Origin of the sequence: Mesorhizobium sangaii, from assembly GCF_014207355.1 — a bacterium.
Lineage (GTDB): Bacteria > Pseudomonadota > Alphaproteobacteria > Rhizobiales > Rhizobiaceae > Mesorhizobium > Mesorhizobium sangaii.
In genome coordinates this window covers 145,002-161,275 of the sequence record NZ_JACHEF010000001.1, presented here as the reverse complement: position 1 = coordinate 161,275, position 16,274 = coordinate 145,002, and the positions used below count along the sequence as shown (strand labels likewise).

The window sequence follows — 16,274 nt, the reverse complement described above, 5'->3', positions numbered from 1 at the left end:
GGCGATGCCGGCTGCCCCTCGCGGGGCAGCCGGCATCGCCTTATTTCATGCTGCCGCAGAAGCGGCGGTCGCTTATTGCAGCGGCGCACCGCCAGGTCCCGGGAAGGCGGTGAGCGGCGTGCCGTCGGCTACGTTGCCGGCGATCATGTTGTTCTTGAACGACTGGACGGCGCCGCTCCCGGTATTGCTGACCCCGGTAACATTGCCGAAAATCGTCGATCCGCCGAGAAAGGCGATGGCGCTTCCGTTGCCGCTGGCTGCCGCACCGTTCGCGTTGACACCGCTGCCGGCATTGGCGCTGATCGTATTGCCGGTAATCGTCGCACGCACCGGCGATGCCGCGGCGACGGATTTGATCGCCACGCCGTTGCCGGTGTTGCCGCTGATAAGGCTGTTGGTCAGTGTCAGGTTCATGGCAACGGTATTGCCAGTGCCGTCGACAAGAATGCCGCTGGCGCTGTTGGTGATTTCCACCCTGGAAAGGATGGCATTGATTCCCACGGCCCCAGTCGTCTTGATGAGAACACCTTCGGCGCCTGTCTCGGCTATGCGCGTGTTGCTTATGTAGAGTTCGCTGTTGCCGTTAGGGAGAAATTCGACGCCGTTGCCGCCCATTCGCTCTATGTTGCAGTCCTCGATATGAAGTTGACCTTGGCCAAGCATCCGAACGCCGTCGAGGCCATTGCCTACACCGTCTATGTCGAGGCCGCGAAGATGCACCGCCGAGCCGACGGGCGTGTTGACGATGATGCCGTTCACGAGGGACGCAAGCACACCACCTTCCGTCGTTTTGCAGTCGATGGTGATGGATTTGGTGATGGTGACCGCGCCAAAGCCTCCCGGATCGAGACAGTTGATTTCGCCGGCCGTCGCCGTCTTCGAGATGGCGCCGGCAAACGTCTTGCAAGGTGCCGTTCGGCTGCACGGATTGGCGTCGTCACCAACGCCGGAAACCCACGTCCGTGTCGCTTGCGCGGAAGCTGGCGCAATCAGGAAGGCTGACGCCAGAGCCAACACAGCGAGTGAAAGGAAAAACCGTACAATTTTCAATTGCCCCTCCTAGATTTTGGCCAACGCCCTCGTTGCCCATGGAAACCCGTGTCGAAATGCTTGGGGCACAAATAAATGACGGGAGCGTGCAGGACACACTCCATTTTCCAAATACCAACCGTCGATACTCATTGAATACCCAAGCGGTCGGGAGATTACCTTTTTCTAATTTGATTCTCCAGTGACGCGACGCGTCATCGTAAATAAATATGCATTCGGATCATGGATGATTTTTACAAATGGAAAATATCGCCAATGCCGACAGCGGCACGGGCGGGTCCATTTGTCGACGGTTTGGGCCGCCATGGTCGAGCGGTGCAACCGGGTAGCGGAAGACGCAGGCTGCTGCTGTGGCAACAGGGAACCAAGAGGCGATGCCGCCTATCCCTCGCGGGGCAGCCGGCATCGCTTGTTTCATACTGCCGCGGAGGCGGCGGTCGCTTATTGCAGCGGCGCACCGCCAGGTCCCGGGAAGGCGGTGAGCGGTGTGCCGTCGGTCAGGTTGCCGGAGATCATGTTGTTCTTGAACGACTGGACGGCGCCGCTCCCGGTATTGCTGACCCCGGCGACATTGCCGAAGATCGTCGATCCGCCGAGAAAGGCGATGGCGCTTCCGTTGCCGCTGGCTGCCGCACCGTTGGCGTTGACGCCGGTGCCGGCATTGGCGCTGATCGTATTGCCGGTAATCGTCGCACGCACCGGCGATGCCGCTGCGACGGATTTGACCACCACGCCGTTGCCGGTATTGCCGCTGACTAGGCTGTTGGTGAGCGTCAGGTTCATGGCCACGGTGTTGCCTGTGCCGTCGATAAGAATGCCGCTGGCGCTGTTGGTGATTTCCACCCTTGAAAGGATGGCATTGATTCCCACGGCCCCAGTCGTCTTGATGAGAACACCTTCGGCGCCTGTCTCGGCTATGCGCGTGTTGCTTATGTAGAGTTCGCTGTTGCCGTTAGGGAGAAATTCGACGCCGTTGCCGCCCATTCGCTCTATGTTGCAGTCCTCGATATGAAGTTGACCTTGGCCAAGCATCCGAACGCCGTCGAGGCCATTGCCTACACCGTCTATGTCGAGGCCGCGAAGATGCACCGCCGAGCCGACGGGCGTGTTGACGATGATGCCGTTCACGAGGGACGCAAGCACACCACCTTCCGTCGTTTTGCAGTCGATGGTGATGGATTTGGTGATGGTGACCGTGCCGAAGCCACCCGGGTCGAGACAGTTGATTTCGCCGGCCGTCGCCGTCTTCGAGATGGCGCCGGCAAACGTCTTGCAAGGTGCGGTTCGGCTGCACGGATCGGCGTCGTTGCCAACGCCGGAAACCCATGTCCGTGTCGCCTGCGCCGAAGCTGGCGCAATCAGGAAGGCCGACGCTGCAAGCAACATGGCGAGTGAAAGGAAAAACCGTACGATTTTCATTTGCCCCTCCTAGATTTGGCCAACGCCCTCGTCGGCCGTTGAAATCCGCGATGAAATGCTTGGGGCATAAATAGACGACGGGAGTGTGCAAGACACGCTCCGTCTTCTCAATACCATTCGTCAATACACGCTGGACCCAAGCGGGCGGGAGATTACCTTTTTCTAATTTGATTTTCCACCGACGCGATGGGTCATCGTAAATAAATATGCATTCGGATCGTAGATGATTTCTAAAAATGGGAAACATCGTCAATAGCAACAGCGAGCACCCGTGTTTCCATTTGCCGGCGGTTTGGGGCGCCACGGTCGAGCCATCACCCAGCAACGAGGTCGGATGTCCTTTGGTTGAGAGCACGACTGCAATGCCGCATCCCGCCAATCTTTCGAGGGACGGCGCAAGGCTGTTTGTCGGCCAAGTGGCCGATAACTCTTCAAAAAGCCGCATCGATATGGCAGGACGCGGAGACTTCGTGGCGCAATCATCTGGAAAACATGACAGGAATGGACTTACAGCACGGCCTCACGACCGCTGGCCCGGCGATCATCCTCGTCGAGCCGCAGCTCGGTGAGAACATCGGCATGGTGGCTCGTGCCATGGCCAATTTCGGCCTGTCGGAACTGCGCCTGGTCAACCCTCGCGACGGTTGGCCGAGCGAGAAGGCGCGCGCGGCCGCCAGCCGCGCCGACCATGTCATCGACGCCGTGAAGGTGTTCGACGACCTGGCCTCGGCGCTCGCCGATCTGAACTTTGTTTTCGCGACCACGGCCAGGCAGCGCGACGGCTTCAAATCCGTCCGCGGCCCGGTGGAAGCGGGCAGGGTGCTCCGGACCCGTCACGCAATGGGCCAGCGCACCGGCATCCTGTTCGGCCGCGAGCGCTTCGGCCTCTACAATGACGAGGTCGGCCTTGCCGACGAGATCGTCACCTTCCCCGTCGATCCCGATTTCTCCTCGCTCAACATCGCCCAGGCGGCCTTGCTGATGTCCTACGAGTGGATGAAGTCCGGCCTGGAAGACGAGACCAAAACCAACTTTTCCGGTCCGGACATGAAGCCGGCCAGCAAGGAAGAGCTGCACGGGTTGTTTGCCTATCTCGAAGGCGCGTTGGAAGCGCGCGGTTATTTCCGTCCGGCACCGAAGAAGCCGAAGATGGTCGACAATTTGCGCGCCGTGCTGACGCGTGCCGGCTTTGCCGAGCCGGAGCTGAAGGTGCTGCGCGGCATCATTTCGTCCCTGGACAGGTTTTCACCGGCGATGCCGCGTGGCGAGGGTTCCCCGGGCGACGATCCAAGACGATTGCCGGCGGCCGTGGCGCGGGCCCGCAAGGCGGAAGGCGATCGCCTGGCAGACAAGGCTGCAGGCACCGGCAAGGATGACGACATGCCGCCGCTCGGCGGAAAGGGCACCGACAATGACTGAGCGGCCGATCCTGATGTTCGATTCCGGCATCGGCGGGCTCACGGTGCTGCGCGAGGCGCGCGTGCTGATGCCCGACCGCCGCTTCGTCTATGTCGCCGACGATGCCGCCTTCCCCTATGGCGCCTGGGAGGAACCGGCCCTCAACGCCCATATCCTTGGCCTGTTCGGCGCGCTGCTGGAAAAATTCCAGCCCGAGATTTCGGTCATCCCGTGCAACACCGCATCGACGCTAGTGATCGACGCTTTGCGCGAGAAATTCCCCGGACACCCTTTTGTCGGCACGGTGCCGGCGATCAAGCCGGCGGCCGAGCGCACGCGGTCAGGCCTCGTCTCGGTGCTGGCGACGCCCGGCACGGTCAAGCGTCAATACACGCGCGACCTGATCAGCAAATGGGCGCAGAAATGCCATGTGCGGCTGGTCGGCTCCGACCGGCTGGCGCCGCTGGCGGAAATCTACATGCGCGAGGGGTTCGTCGACGAGGAGATCGTCCGCCAGGAGATCGCGCCATGCTTCGTCGAGAAGGACGGTGCCCGCACCGACATCGTCGTGCTCGGCTGCACGCATTATCCGTTCCTGGCCAATCGCATGCGCAAGACCGCGCCATGGCCGGTCGACTGGATCGACCCGGCCGAAGCGATCGCCCGCCGCGCCATGTCGCTGCTGGCGCCGGTCGACGGACCTTTGCCGGTGGGTGAGCCTGACATTGCGGTCTTCACCTCCGGCAAGGTGGATTTCGCCACCAGCCGGCTAATGCAGGGGTTCGGGCTGGTCGTGAGCCAGATGGCGGCGGAAACCTCTGCCGCTTAAACAGGTTCGAAGACGATGCTGCGTTGATCTGGATCGGCCAAGACCAGCCTTAGCGTCAGATCGTCGCCCTGTGTAAGCCCGGAGGCCTTTACGTTGGCAACGACAGGCATGTCGGCAAGCTGAACGCGCACGCCATGGTCGACGACGTCGGTGACGGCAGCTTTGAACGTCTCGCCCTCGCGACCCTTCAGCATTACCGCCTCGGCAAGGTCGATAGCCGCGTGGTTGATCTGCGAAGCGTGGCTATCCGCACGCCCCATCACCTGCGGCAATCTGGCGAACGCGTCGGTGACAGCCTGGGACACCGGCTGGCCATTGGCGATGGCCAGCGCGCAGCGCACGACATAGCGATCGGCCAGTCGCCTGAGTGGCGCCGTTGCATGGGCATAGGTCGCTGCCATCGCCTCATGCCAAGGGACAACACCTTCTTTGTAGGGTTGGTAGGACGCGCCGGCGCTTGCATGGCGGATTTCCAGCATCAGCGCCGCCTGTTGCGGATCGGTCGGGTCGAGGGTTCGCTGATAGTCGCGCAAGCTGGTGGAGGCCGGCCAAGACAGCCCGAGAGCCCGTGCCGCGCTGCGCAGTCTTTGCACCCTGAAAGCATCTGGCTCCGACATCACCCGAAACAACCCGGTATGGTGCGCAAACATGGCGTCGGCAATCGACATGTTTGCAGCGAGCGAAAGCGCGGCGTTGTCTTGCTCGGATTGCAGCAGCGGTCTGAACGAAAGCCGGAATGTACCATCGGCGAGCTTTTCAACCTCCTGCTCGGGTGGGTCGACGCGCGAAGCACCACGACGCTTTTCGTTCATTCCCATGCGTCGCGCCATTTCGGCGAAGCCGGCCGGAACATCGGAGGCCTTCACACTGTCATAGGCGAGCTTCGCGCGGCTTTGAATGATTGCCCGCTCCGCGCCGTCCAACTTCGTCGCACCGTCCTGCGCAACCCGGACCGTGAAGACAACCGCTGGCCGCGATCCATCCGGCAACAGGCTCGCTGCACCCTCGGCAATTACCGGCGGGTAGAGCCCGGCCTTGCCGTCCGGCAAGTAAAGCGTCTCGCCCCGCGTCCAGGCTTCGAGATCGATCGCGTCACCGTCCTCGACGAACCAGGCTACGTCGGCAATGGCGTAATGCAGCAGAAGATCGCCGCCGCTCGCCTCGATTGAGAACGCCTGATCAAGATCGGTGGAGCTCGCCGGATCGAGCGTGACGAAGGGCACCGCCGTTCGATCGGCATGCTGGTTGGGCGCACGTTTGGCCGCCGCCTCCGCGGCGGCCACTACGCCTACCGGAAATCCATCTGGCACGTGGAATTCGGTGCGGATTTTCGCCAGGCCAGTGGAGAGAGCTTGTGAGGGATCGGTCAGAGATTTCATTCAGCCGTCCTACACTGGGGTTCCAGACACGGGAAGGCTGCCAGCGAAAATCACCAAGCCTAACCACGTGGCGAACGGGCACCAAGGGGGCCGGGAACCGAGCCACCGGGGGCTGGAACCGTCACCGAAGCGGAGCGTTTCTTCTGAGAGCAACGGAGAAACAGCCATGCCAGCCACCTCGAAAGCCCAGCAGAAAGCCGCCGGCGCCGCTTTGTCGGCCAAGCGCGGCGAGACCAAAAAGAGCGAGCTCAAAGGCGCTTCGAAGGGAATGTATGAATCGATGAGCGAAAAGCAGCTCGAGGAGTTCGCCGAGACAAAGCGCAAGGGACTGCCGGAAAGGAAATCGGACAGCTGACCCTGGCAGCGTGCGTTTGGAAAGGCACCAAAATAAAAGCCCGCGGATGAACCGCGGGCTTCGATCATTGCGATGGATGGGTTATTTCCCGGTCTACCGGGCCCAGTCCGGTATCACCACCAGTGGCAGCGCCGTACCCTGTGGACGATCACCCTGCGGTGACCATGCCGCCACACCACTCTCTTCGTCACGATGATGCGGCAAACCTGTTTGTGTCCGTGCCAATGACGCGCCATCGCCGGTTCCGGCGCCACCGCCATCGAGCCCACAAGCACCGTAGCGCCTGCCAGGGTAAGGAAGAATTTCTTCATAAGTCTTGCGCTCCTCGCTCCAGTCCGTTCCTGATGCCGTTGGCGCAACAACCTCTCGCCACATCCGGCACTGCATCTACGCGGGAAAACGGGTATCTTGTCGCCGGGCCCTATGCCAGTCACAAGCTTGACACCGGTTGAATCTCGGTTTAACCAGCCGTCACAACCACCGGGCAGCGATGTCCGGTGTTTGTTTTGTATGCGCAAGATCAAGATGCCTAGTCGTTTCTGATCTTGTTTGAAATGACGTGTCCCGTGGGTTTTCCGCCGCGTTGCGTGGGAAAACCCTGTCAGGTCTCGAAAACGGGGGCCAGAGGAGGGCGCGTTTCCTTCACTCGGACCATGAGGTTCCGGGTGTGTTGTTTTGAAAAGGGAATGCGATGAGCAAGCGCGAATCCGCGAAGTACAAGATCGACCGCCGTCTCGGCGAAAATATCTGGGGCCGCCCGAAGTCCCCGGTCAACAAGCGTGAATACGGCCCCGGCCAGCATGGTCAGCGCCGCAAGGGCAAGCTTTCCGATTTCGGCCTGCAGCTGCGCGCCAAGCAGAAGCTGAAGGGTCACTATGGCGACGTTTCGGAAAAGCAGTTCCGCAAGGTCTATGAAGAGGCCGATCGCCGCAAGGGCGACACCTCCGAGAACCTGATCGGCCTGCTCGAGTCGCGTCTCGATGCGGTCGTCTACCGCGCCAAGTTCGTGCCGACGATTTTCGCCGCCCGTCAGTTCGTCAACCACGGCCACGTCAACGTCAACGGCAAGCGCGTCAACATCGGCTCGTACCGCTGCAAGCCGGGCGACGTCGTCGAAGTCCGCGAAAAGTCGAAGCAGTTGGTCATCGTTCTGGAATCGGTGGGCTTGGCCGAGCGCGACGTGCCGGACTACATCGAAGCCGATCACAACAAGATGGTCGCGACCTTCTCGCGCATTCCCGGCCTGGCTGACGTTCCCTTCGCCGTGCAGATGGAACCGAACCTAGTCGTCGAATTCTATTCGCGCTAAGCGATCTCATTTGCGACACCATCCAAAGGCCGCCCGTCGAGGCGGCCTTTTCTTTGTCTGCCATGTCCGCTAATCCGGGCACTCTTGGCCACGAAAGCGACATGCCATGAACATGCTGCCAGACATCGAAACGCTTGAACCGATTGCCGACGGCGAAGGCGGTTTCCATCCGCTTTTTGCCGATGTGCCGTCCTCGGTCGAGTTCAACAAATTGCGCAAGCGGCTGCTGCGTCTCACCCGTCAGGCGATCGAGGATTTCTCGATGGTCAAGCCCGGCCAGCGCTGGCTCGTAGCGCTGTCGGGCGGCAAGGATTCCTATGGGCTGCTCGCGGTGCTGCTCGACCTCAAATGGCGCGGGCTGTTGCCTGTCGATTTGCTGGCCTGCAACCTGGACCAGGGCCAGCCGAATTTCCCCAAACACATCCTGCCCGACTATCTCGACAGCCACGCCATACCGCACCGGATCGAGTATCAGGACACCTATTCCGTCGTCACCGACAAGCTGCCCGAGGGCAGCACCTATTGCTCGCTCTGCTCGCGTCTCAGGCGCGGCCATCTCTATCGCATCGCGCGGGAAGAGGGATGCTCGGCGTTGGTGCTCGGCCACCATCGCGAGGACATTCTGGAGACCTTCTTCATGAACCTGTTCCATGGCGGCCGTCTTGCCGCCATGCCGCCGAAACTGCTCAACGACGAGGGCGACGTCATGGTGCTGCGGCCACTGAGCTACTGTGCCGAAACCGACCTCGAGAAGTTCGCCGCGGCGATGCGGTTCCCGATCATTCCCTGCGATCTCTGCGGCAGCCAGGAAGGCCTGCAGCGCAACGCCATGAAGGCGATGCTCGAGGATATCGAAAAGCGCATGCCCGGCCGCAAGGACACCATGATCCGCGCTCTGTCCAACACCAGGCCGTCGCACCTGCTCGACAGAAAACTGTTCGACTTCGCCGCGCTCAACGACACCCTCACCACCAGGCAAGATGTTTCCAATGACATTTGACGATGCCGCGATCGACTGGCTGGCCGGCATTCTGGCCGAGGCGGCAGAGGTCGAGATCATGCCGCGCTTTCGCAGGTTGGGCGACGGCGACATCCGGCAGAAGACCTCGGCCGCCGATCTGGTGACCGAGGCCGACATCAATGCCGAGCGCCTGATCACCGCCACGTTGCGCGAGCGCTATCCCTCGGCGATGGTGGTCGGCGAGGAAGCCTGTTCCGACAATCCGGCGCTGCTTGACGGCCTGGGCGAAGCCGACCTGGCATTCGTCATCGACCCGGTGGACGGCACCTTCAATTTCGCCTCCGGCGTGCCGCTGTTCGGCGTCATGCTGGCGGTCGTGGTCAAGGGCGAAACCGTTGCCGGCATCATCCACGATCCGGTCGGCAAGGACTGGCTGATCGGCGCCAAGGGCGCCGGCAGCCATATCCGACATGCGCATGGCAGCCTTGAGAAGGTGCACGTCGCGGCGCCTGCGCCGATCTCGGAAATGACCGGCTCGGTCTCCTGGCAATACATGCCCGAGCCGGAGCGGTCGCGGCTGGCGCGCAACCAGACGAAGATCCTGTCGCAATTCGCCTATCGCTGCGCGGCGCACGAATATCGCCTCTTGGCCAGCGGCCATGCTCATTTCGTCGTCTACAACAAGCTGATGCCGTGGGATCATCTGGCCGGTGTGCTGATCCATGCCGAGGCTGGCGGCCACGCCGCGCGTTTCGACGGCAGCGCCTATCTGCCGTCGCATGTCGGCGGAGGCTTGCTTGTCGCGCCGGATGGGGAAAGCTGGCAGGTCCTGCGTCACGAACTCTGGGCTGAGTAGCCCACACCCCTACGTCGCAGGGTCGCCTCAAACCGGCGGGTTGTGTGGCTGAAACATCTTGCCGCGTTCGGCGATCAAGATCATCAGAAGTGCCGCCACGGACACGCTGCAGAAGCCGGCGGCCAACGGCGTTACCGTGCCGTTGAAGGCCTGGCCGATCAGCGTGCCGAGAATGCCGCCGAGAAATGTCTGCATGAAACCCAATATGGATGACGCCGTGCCGGCCAGTCGGCCGAGCGGTTCCATGGCGAGGGCATTGAAATTCGCGCCGAGCGCCCCGAACGGAAGCATGGCACTGGCAAAAAGCGTGATGAACAGCCAGAGCGGCATCTTCATTTCCAGGGAAACCACCAGCCAGACCAGGCTGATGGTCAAAAACAGCAGCAGCGCGGTCTGCGACAGTCGGCGCATGCCGATGCGGCCGACAAGGCGTGAGTTCAAATAGTTGGAAAAAGCGAGCACTCCGGCGACACCGGCGAAGATCACCGGGAACATCTCGCCGACATTGAAGACGTCGACATAGATCTGCTGCGCCGAGGCGATGAAGCCGAACATGGCGCCGACGATGAACGTGCTGGCGAAGGCGTAGCAGAGCGCCATGCGGTTGGTCAGCACGATGCGGAAGCCGCCGACGACCGATGAAACCGTCAGGGGCCTACGATACTCCGGATGCAGCGTCTCGGGCAGTCGCAGCAGCGACCACGCCGACACGATCAGCGCGCCGACAGCCATGGTGACGAAGATCCAGTGCCAGCTTGCAAACAGCATGATGAACTGGCCGATCCCCGGCGCAATAACCGGTATGGCCATGAACACCATGAAGATCAGCGACATCACCTCGGCCATGCGCCGGCCGTCGAACGTATCGCGCACGATCGAGATGGCGATGACGCGGGTGGCGGCAGCGCCAATGCCTTGCACGGCGCGACACAGCAGAAGTGTTTCAAAGCTTGGCGCAACAGCGGCCGCCGCAGCCGCGGCGACATAAATCACCAACCCGGCGACCAGCGGAGCGCGCCGTCCGAAACGATCCGAGAGCGGACCGAAAAAGAGCTGGCCGCCGCCGAAGCCCAGAATATAGGCTGTTATGACATATTGCCGATGGTTTTCGTTCTCGACGCCCAGCGAGGCGCCGATCTGTTGCAGGGCCGGCAGCATGATGTCGATGGCCAGCGAGTTCAGCGCCATCAGCGCTGCGCACAGCGCGATGAACTCCCAGCGCGGAATGGGCAGCTTGCTTGCCGATTGCGGCGCTATTGTCGGCTGGTCCACGGCAAGTCCGATCTCTCAAACGAAAACGCGCCGGCGGGCCGGCGCATTGGCTCGTCTTGGTCCCGGTATCAGGGACATGAAAATTGCCGAGGTGGGGCTGCCCTGGCGCCTGGCGCATGAACCGAAAATCGAGATCGATTTTCAGTTCATGCAAAAACAGAAATCAGGCGGCGCCTTTGACGCTGACGCCCTTCTCGACGAGGAACGTCTGCAGTTCGCCTGCCTGGAACATCTCGCGGATGATGTCGCAGCCGCCAACGAATTCGCCTTTGACGTAAAGCTGCGGGATGGTCGGCCAGTTGGAGTATTCCTTGATACCCTGGCGCAGCTCGGCCGAGGTCAGCACGTCCACGCCTTTGTAGTCGGCGCCGATATAGTCGAGGATCTGGACGACCTGGCCGGAAAATCCGCACTGCGGAAAGCCGGGCGTGCCCTTCATGAAAAGGACGACGTCGTTGCCCTTCACTTCATTGTCGATGTAGTCGTTGATGCCGCTCATGGAATATCCTTTCCCGCCTGTGGGAGTCAGGCTCGAAACATACCTTTCAAATAAACCCAACGATTGCTCGAAACAAGACGTTAGCCGTGCCCTAGCCGAAATGGCGCAAAGGATGGGCCGTTTTGGGCCAAGCGGTCTTCGCTGCCGGAGGTCATGGCGGCGGTCTTTTTTCTGCTGCGGATTAGTCGGGTACGCTGGTCTGCAGCGCCAGTGCATGCAGCACGCCGCCCATATTGCCCTTCAGCGCGTCATAGACCATCTGGTGCTGCTGGACGCGGCTCTTGCCGCGAAAGCTCTCGGCAACCACCTCGGCCGCGTAGTGGTCGCCGTCTCCGGCCAGATCGCGGATCGTCACCTTGGCGTCCGGAATGCCGTCCTTGATCAGTTTTTCGATGTCGTGGGCATCCATTGCCATGGCAAAATCCTGTTTCGAGCGGCCGGTAGCCGGATAAGAGTCGGGTGAGCCTAAAGCCTTTCTGGTCCGGATTGAAGCCGTTCAGTCCTGCCACCGGCAAGAAGGTCCTGGGGCTTCAGGGGCCGACTTAGGCTGGCGGGCTGGCTTCGTCCTCGGCCACATCCTCGCGCGTCGAAAAGGCGCGGCCAAGGCTGAAGGCCAGGACATAGAGGGGAGCGTTGATAATCAGGCTGACGATGGGGAGATAGCTCGTCATTTGCCAGGCGGGCGAGAAGAACGGCTGGCCGTAGCCATCGCAGACAAGCGAAGAGCCATATTCCCACAGCGCTCCAACGACCACCGCGGCGGCGAAAAGCTTGATGCAGGTGACAATATGCTTCGCCCGTGCCGGATCCGGTGCAAGGCGGCCCCACAACACCAGGCAAGCGATCGGAATCGCGTAGATGAAGTTCTGGGCGACAAGCATCGAAATGGTGCCGTTGGCCGCAGCGAGGAACTCGGCACGCGTTTCCAGCCGCGCGCAAACCTCGCTCGAGGTCGTTGACAGCAGGAAAAAGACGAACGGCCCGAGGAACCAGAAGAAAAACAGCGACGGCCAGAAAACGACTGCAAGCAGCGCCCGGGCAGCCAGTTTGCTCAACTGGCCTGATCCATGAAGCGGGGGAACCAGCCTTCGTGCGCCGCGCTCAGTTCGCCGACCGGGATCGCCCGCGCCTCGCCAAGCTTCAGCACGTTGCCGCCGGTCGAGCCGATCCATGGCGCGAAGATGCCCAGTTCGCCTTGCTGCTTGCGAATGGCGTCCCATTCATCGCTATCCGGATCGATCGACAGCGTCACGAGATAGCGGCCCTGGTCCTCGCCGAACCAGACCGGGATTGGGTCGGTGCCGACAAGCCCGGGAACCGTCGCGCCGATGCCCGACGCCATCGCCATCTCTGCCAGGGCCACGGCGATGCCACCATCGGAAACGTCGTGCGCCGCCGTGACGATGCCCGACGCAATCAGCGCGCGCACATGATCGCCGACGCGCTTTTCATGCTCGAGATCGACCGGCGGCGGCGGACCGTCGCTGCGCCCATGAATGTCGCGCATATAGACCGACTGGCCGAGATGCGTTCCCCAGGAAGCGGGCGCGCCGACCAGCAGGATCATCTGGCCTTGCGCCGCAAAACCGGTGCGCACCATCTTCGACCAGTCGGCGATCAGGCCGACACCACCGATGGTCGGTGTCGGCAGGATGCCCTGGCCGTTGGTCTCGTTGTAGAGCGAGACATTGCCGGAGACGATCGGGAAGCCGAGCGCGCGGCAGGCGTCGCCGATGCCTTTTACCGCGCCGACCAGCTGGCCCATGATCTCAGGCCGCTCCGGATTGCCGAAATTGAGATTGTCGGTGGCCGCCAGCGGCAGCGCGCCGGTGGCGGTCAGGTTGCGCCAGCATTCGGCCACCGCCTGCTTCCCACCCTCGTAGGGGTCGGCCTCGCAATAGCGCGGCGTCACGTCGGAGGAGAACGCGAGCGCCTTGGTGGCATGGCCGTCGACGCGCACCACGCCGGCATCGCCGCCGGGAAGCTGTAGCGAATTGCCCTGGATCAGGGTGTCGTACTGCTCCCACACCCAGCGGCGCGACGAAAGATCCGGTCCGCCGAGCAGCTTCAAAAGCGCCTCGGCGACATCGGCCTGAGGAACGTCATTGGCGGCAAGCGGCGCGGGCTTCTTTGGTTCGACCCAAGGACGATCATACTCCGGTGCCTTGTCGCCGAGATCCTTGATCGGCAGGTCGGCGACCTCATCGCCCTGATGCAGCACGCGAAAACGCAGATCGTCGGTGGTCTTGCCGACGATGGCGAAGTCGAGGCCCCATTTGTGGAAGATCGCCTCGGCTTCCTTTTCCTTTTCGGGGCGCAGCACCATCAGCATGCGCTCCTGGCTTTCCGACAGCATCATCTCATAGGCGCTCATGCGCTCTTCACGCACCGGCACCTTGTCGAGATCGAGTTCGATGCCGAGATCGCCCTTGGCGCCCATTTCGACCGCCGAGCAGGTGAGGCCGGCCGCACCCATGTCCTGGATGGCGATGACCGCGCCTGAGGCCATCAGTTCGAGGCAGGCTTCCAGCAGGCACTTTTCAGTGAAGGGGTCGCCGACCTGCACGGTCGGGCGCTTCTCATCGATCTTGTCGTCGAATTCGGCCGACGCCATGGTGGCGCCGCCGACGCCATCGCGGCCCGTCTTGGCGCCGAGATAGACGACCGGTAGGCCGACGCCCTTGGCTTCCGACAGGAAGATGGCGTCTGTCTTGGCTATGCCGGCGGCAAAGGCGTTGACCAGGATGTTGCCGTTGTAGCGGGCGTCGAAATTGACCTCGCCGCCCACCGTCGGCACGCCGAAGGCATTGCCGTAGCCGCCGACGCCGGAAACCACGCCAGAGACGAGGTGCCTGGTCTTGGGATGGTCGGGTGCGCCGAAGCGCAGCGCATTCATCGCCGCGACCGGCCGGGCGCCCATGGTGAAGACGTCGCGCAAGATGCCGCCGACGCCGGTCGCCGCACCCTGGTAGGGCTCGATGAAGGAGGGGTGGTTGTGGCTCTCCATCTTGAAGACGATGCAGTCGCCGTCGCCGATGTCGACCACACCGGCATTCTCGCCCGGTCCCTGGATGACTTGCGGGCCAGTGGTCGGCAAGGTGCGCAGCCATTTCTTCGAGGATTTGTACGAGCAATGCTCGTTCCACATCGCCGAGAAGATGCCGAGCTCGGTGAAGCTCGGCTCACGGCCGACAAGGTCGAGGATGCGCTGGTACTCGTCGGGCTTCAGCCCGTGCGCGGCGATGAGTTCGGGGGTGATCGGCACGGAATTGGAAATGGTCATGGGCGGCGATTTGTATCCAGAGCGTTGGGATTTTGAGTCCCGTCTTATCGCAAGCCTTGCGGCCGATACACCCCATGGATCGACGAAAAACGCGCGAAAGCCGGACAAAGCCACAGCTCAATCCCGAGCGGGCAGCGATCCCTCGCGCCAAGGCGCCTCATGGCTCAGGAGAAGCTGTCGTAGCCGGCGCGGCCTTCATCCAGCAGGCGCCTGATGACCGCGACGCCTTCAGCGATGTCCTTGCGTTGTCTTGGCTGTGAAACACCGAAGCGGACGCCGTGGAACACCTGCTCGGAGCGGCCGGCCTTGAACTCGTCCTCGTCGTCGATCAGAACCCCATGTTCGAGACAGGCGTTCTTGAAGGTGCCGGAAAGCCAGGGGTCGGGCAGGGTCAGCCAGACAAAGGGAACCTTTTCGTGTGACTTGAACGCGAATCCGGCCAGCGTTTCGCGCACGATGGCAATCCGGGCGCCGATTTCGGCGATACTGCGTTTGCGTATCTCGTCTGCCTGGCCGGACATCACCAGCCTTGTATTCACCTCCGCCAGCAGGAAGGGCATGCCGCCGGTCATCATCTTATGGGCGACGCGGATGCGATGGCGATAGGCGGGCGGGCAGGACAGCCAGCCGCCGCGCACACCGGCCGCGACCGATTTCGACAGGCCGCCGGCGACGATGGTGCGTTCGGGCGCATATTCGGCCAGCAGCGGCGTCGGATCATCGGTCAGGTTGCCGTAGAGATCGTCCTCGATGAGAACGACATTGTATTCGCGTGCGACACGCGCGATCGCCTCGCGGCGCGCCGCCGACAAGGTCACCAGCGTCGGATTCTGCGCCGTCGGCATCAGGAAGATCATTCGGGGATGCTTTTGCGCGCAGACGCGCTCGAAATCGGCCGGGTCGATGCCCTGGTCATCCGATGCCACCAGCGCGGTGCGCCGGCCGATCAAACCGGCACTGCGGGAAATCTGTGAGTAGGTGAGGTGCTCGAAGGCGACATAATCGCCGGGCGTTGTCAGCGCTGCGATCGCCGCCATCACCGCAGCATGTGTGCCCAGCGTTGGAACGATGGCGTCGGCGTTCGGGCGAAACGAATTGCGCGACAGCCAGCGGGCGCCGGCTTCGTACCAACGGTCCGGAAAATCCCGCGTGTAGCTTGAAATCTCATGCGGATAATCCTGCGCCGCGCGCGACAGGACATCGGCAACGATGGCGCCCTGGCCGATGTCGGGCGCGGCCGTGCTGTCGAAACGCAACTTGCCGCGCGGCGCATCGATATAGCGTGTGCCTTCGCCGCTGACGTCTGGGGCCAGCGAACTCGGCCTCGCATCATCGGCGCGCTGGCCGAGCACATAGGTTCCACGCCCGACTTCGCCGCTCACCAGCCCGCGCTCGCGCAGCAATTGGTAGGCCCGGCCGACCGTGCCGACGGTGGTGCCGATGTCGTAGGCGAGGTCGCGTTGCGGCGGCAGCTTTGCCCCCGCATCGATCACTCCCCGGTCGATGTCCGTTTCGATGGAATCCGCAAGCCGTTGATACAGCGGCCCGGAGCCGGCGGTGAGATCTGGAAGCCAATTTGTCATGGTGACAATTTTCTATATTGCACCGAATTGTGAGTCAATACATATCAATCACGCACGAAAAAGGGTGCAATTGGGAATTTT

Annotated in this window: 16 protein-coding genes; 6 read left to right on the top strand and 10 right to left on the bottom strand. The window is 62.1% G+C overall.

Features of this window, described 5'->3' with window-relative positions; translation table 11 throughout:
* Window positions 1-72: 72 nt before the first annotated feature.
* Together HNQ71_RS00900 and HNQ71_RS00895 are read right to left on the bottom strand one after the other, a co-directional pair.
* A complete protein-coding gene (locus HNQ71_RS00900; RefSeq protein WP_210333719.1) occupies window positions 73-1,050 on the bottom strand; it encodes a right-handed parallel beta-helix repeat-containing protein in 978 nt (325 codons plus the stop codon).
* 441 nt (window positions 1,051-1,491) lie between these two features.
* Window positions 1,492-2,469 carry a right-handed parallel beta-helix repeat-containing protein gene (locus HNQ71_RS00895; RefSeq protein WP_246461136.1) on the bottom strand — a complete coding sequence of 326 codons (978 nt, stop codon included), beginning with the start codon at window positions 2,467-2,469 and terminating at the stop codon, window positions 1,492-1,494.
* A gap of 492 nt (window positions 2,470-2,961) precedes the next feature.
* On the opposite strand from HNQ71_RS00895, the gene HNQ71_RS00890 reads away from it, so the two are divergent.
* Both HNQ71_RS00890 and murI read left to right on the top strand, forming a co-directional pair.
* Entirely contained in the window at window positions 2,962-3,888 is a 927-nt protein-coding gene (locus HNQ71_RS00890; protein ID WP_184870758.1) for an RNA methyltransferase, read from the top strand.
* Window positions 3,881-4,696 carry a glutamate racemase gene (gene murI / locus HNQ71_RS00885; RefSeq protein ID WP_184870757.1) on the top strand — a complete coding sequence of 272 codons (816 nt, stop codon included), beginning with the start codon at window positions 3,881-3,883 and terminating at the stop codon, window positions 4,694-4,696. The genes HNQ71_RS00890 and murI overlap by 8 nt, the downstream gene beginning before the upstream one ends.
* Here murI and HNQ71_RS00880 read toward each other — a convergent pair.
* A complete protein-coding gene (locus HNQ71_RS00880) occupies window positions 4,693-6,075 on the bottom strand; it encodes an RNB domain-containing ribonuclease (protein WP_184870756.1) in 1,383 nt (460 codons plus the stop codon). The two genes, murI and HNQ71_RS00880, sit on opposite strands and share 4 nt — an antisense overlap.
* A 166-nt stretch (window positions 6,076-6,241) precedes the next feature.
* On the opposite strand from HNQ71_RS00880, the gene HNQ71_RS00875 reads away from it, so the two are divergent.
* Window positions 6,242-6,430, top strand: coding sequence for a DUF3008 family protein (locus HNQ71_RS00875; RefSeq protein WP_111542522.1), 189 nt, complete (start codon window positions 6,242-6,244; stop codon window positions 6,428-6,430).
* 113 nt (window positions 6,431-6,543) lie between these two features.
* Here the strand turns inward: HNQ71_RS00875 and HNQ71_RS00870 are convergent, their stop codons facing one another.
* Entirely contained in the window at window positions 6,544-6,741 is a 198-nt protein-coding gene (locus tag HNQ71_RS00870) for a hypothetical protein (RefSeq protein WP_184870755.1), read from the bottom strand.
* Window positions 6,742-7,121: 380 nt separating this feature from the next.
* Between HNQ71_RS00870 and rpsD the strand changes: the two genes are divergently transcribed.
* The 3 genes from rpsD (at window position 7,122) to HNQ71_RS00855 (ending at window position 9,556) form a co-directional block, all read left to right on the top strand.
* Window positions 7,122-7,739, top strand: coding sequence for a 30S ribosomal protein S4 (gene rpsD / locus HNQ71_RS00865; RefSeq protein WP_013895883.1), 618 nt, complete (start codon window positions 7,122-7,124; stop codon window positions 7,737-7,739).
* Window positions 7,740-7,845: 106 nt separating this feature from the next.
* Window positions 7,846-8,739, top strand: a complete 894-nt coding sequence (gene ttcA, locus HNQ71_RS00860; protein ID WP_095085421.1) for a tRNA 2-thiocytidine(32) synthetase TtcA — start codon at window positions 7,846-7,848, stop codon at window positions 8,737-8,739.
* Window positions 8,729-9,556, top strand: a complete 828-nt coding sequence (locus HNQ71_RS00855) for an inositol monophosphatase family protein (protein WP_184870754.1) — start codon at window positions 8,729-8,731, stop codon at window positions 9,554-9,556. The genes ttcA and HNQ71_RS00855 overlap by 11 nt, the downstream gene beginning before the upstream one ends.
* Before the next feature lie 27 nt (window positions 9,557-9,583).
* On the opposite strand, the gene HNQ71_RS00850 is transcribed toward HNQ71_RS00855, so the two are convergent.
* The 6 genes from HNQ71_RS00850 to HNQ71_RS00825 form a co-directional block, all read right to left on the bottom strand.
* Window positions 9,584-10,828, bottom strand: a complete 1,245-nt coding sequence (locus tag HNQ71_RS00850) for a multidrug effflux MFS transporter (protein WP_343067982.1) — start codon at window positions 10,826-10,828, stop codon at window positions 9,584-9,586.
* 163 nt (window positions 10,829-10,991) lie between these two features.
* Window positions 10,992-11,327, bottom strand: coding sequence for a Grx4 family monothiol glutaredoxin (gene grxD, locus HNQ71_RS00845; RefSeq protein ID WP_111542518.1), 336 nt, complete (start codon window positions 11,325-11,327; stop codon window positions 10,992-10,994).
* A gap of 181 nt (window positions 11,328-11,508) precedes the next feature.
* The gene (locus tag HNQ71_RS00840; protein WP_010909092.1) at window positions 11,509-11,742 is read right to left on the bottom strand and encodes a BolA/IbaG family iron-sulfur metabolism protein; all 234 of its coding nucleotides are present in this window, start codon (window positions 11,740-11,742) and stop codon (window positions 11,509-11,511) included.
* A gap of 127 nt (window positions 11,743-11,869) precedes the next feature.
* Window positions 11,870-12,382, bottom strand: coding sequence for a hypothetical protein (locus HNQ71_RS00835; RefSeq protein ID WP_184870753.1), 513 nt, complete (start codon window positions 12,380-12,382; stop codon window positions 11,870-11,872).
* Window positions 12,379-14,610 (bottom strand): phosphoribosylformylglycinamidine synthase subunit PurL, encoded by a 2,232-nt coding sequence (gene purL, locus HNQ71_RS00830; RefSeq protein ID WP_184870752.1) that lies wholly within the window; start codon window positions 14,608-14,610, stop codon window positions 12,379-12,381. The genes HNQ71_RS00835 and purL overlap by 4 nt, the downstream gene beginning before the upstream one ends.
* Before the next feature lie 164 nt (window positions 14,611-14,774).
* Window positions 14,775-16,193, bottom strand: coding sequence for an aminotransferase-like domain-containing protein (locus HNQ71_RS00825; RefSeq protein ID WP_184870751.1), 1,419 nt, complete (start codon window positions 16,191-16,193; stop codon window positions 14,775-14,777).
* Between the last annotated feature and the right edge of the window lie 81 nt (window positions 16,194-16,274).

Bases quoted from the DNA above. Each gene is read 5' to 3' on its own strand.
- HNQ71_RS00825 (WP_184870751.1), bottom strand. From the start codon at position 16,193: ATGACAAATTGGCTTCCAGATCTCACCGCCGGCTCCGGGCCGCTGTAT.
- rpsD (WP_013895883.1), top strand. From the start codon at position 7,122: ATGAGCAAGCGCGAATCCGCGAAGTACAAGATCGACCGCCGTCTCGGC.
- HNQ71_RS00840 (WP_010909092.1), bottom strand. From the start codon at position 11,742: ATGGCAATGGATGCCCACGACATCGAAAAACTGATCAAGGACGGCATT.
- HNQ71_RS00895 (WP_246461136.1), bottom strand. From the start codon at position 2,469: ATGAAAATCGTACGGTTTTTCCTTTCACTCGCCATGTTGCTTGCAGCG.
- murI (WP_184870757.1), top strand. From the start codon at position 3,881: ATGACTGAGCGGCCGATCCTGATGTTCGATTCCGGCATCGGCGGGCTC.
- HNQ71_RS00880 (WP_184870756.1), bottom strand. From the start codon at position 6,075: ATGAAATCTCTGACCGATCCCTCACAAGCTCTCTCCACTGGCCTGGCG.
- grxD (WP_111542518.1), bottom strand. From the start codon at position 11,327: ATGAGCGGCATCAACGACTACATCGACAATGAAGTGAAGGGCAACGAC.
- HNQ71_RS00890 (WP_184870758.1), top strand. From the start codon at position 2,962: ATGACAGGAATGGACTTACAGCACGGCCTCACGACCGCTGGCCCGGCG.
- HNQ71_RS00875 (WP_111542522.1), top strand. From the start codon at position 6,242: ATGCCAGCCACCTCGAAAGCCCAGCAGAAAGCCGCCGGCGCCGCTTTG.
- ttcA (WP_095085421.1), top strand. From the start codon at position 7,846: ATGAACATGCTGCCAGACATCGAAACGCTTGAACCGATTGCCGACGGC.
- HNQ71_RS00855 (WP_184870754.1), top strand. From the start codon at position 8,729: ATGACATTTGACGATGCCGCGATCGACTGGCTGGCCGGCATTCTGGCC.
- HNQ71_RS00870 (WP_184870755.1), bottom strand. From the start codon at position 6,741: ATGAAGAAATTCTTCCTTACCCTGGCAGGCGCTACGGTGCTTGTGGGC.
- purL (WP_184870752.1), bottom strand. From the start codon at position 14,610: ATGACCATTTCCAATTCCGTGCCGATCACCCCCGAACTCATCGCCGCG.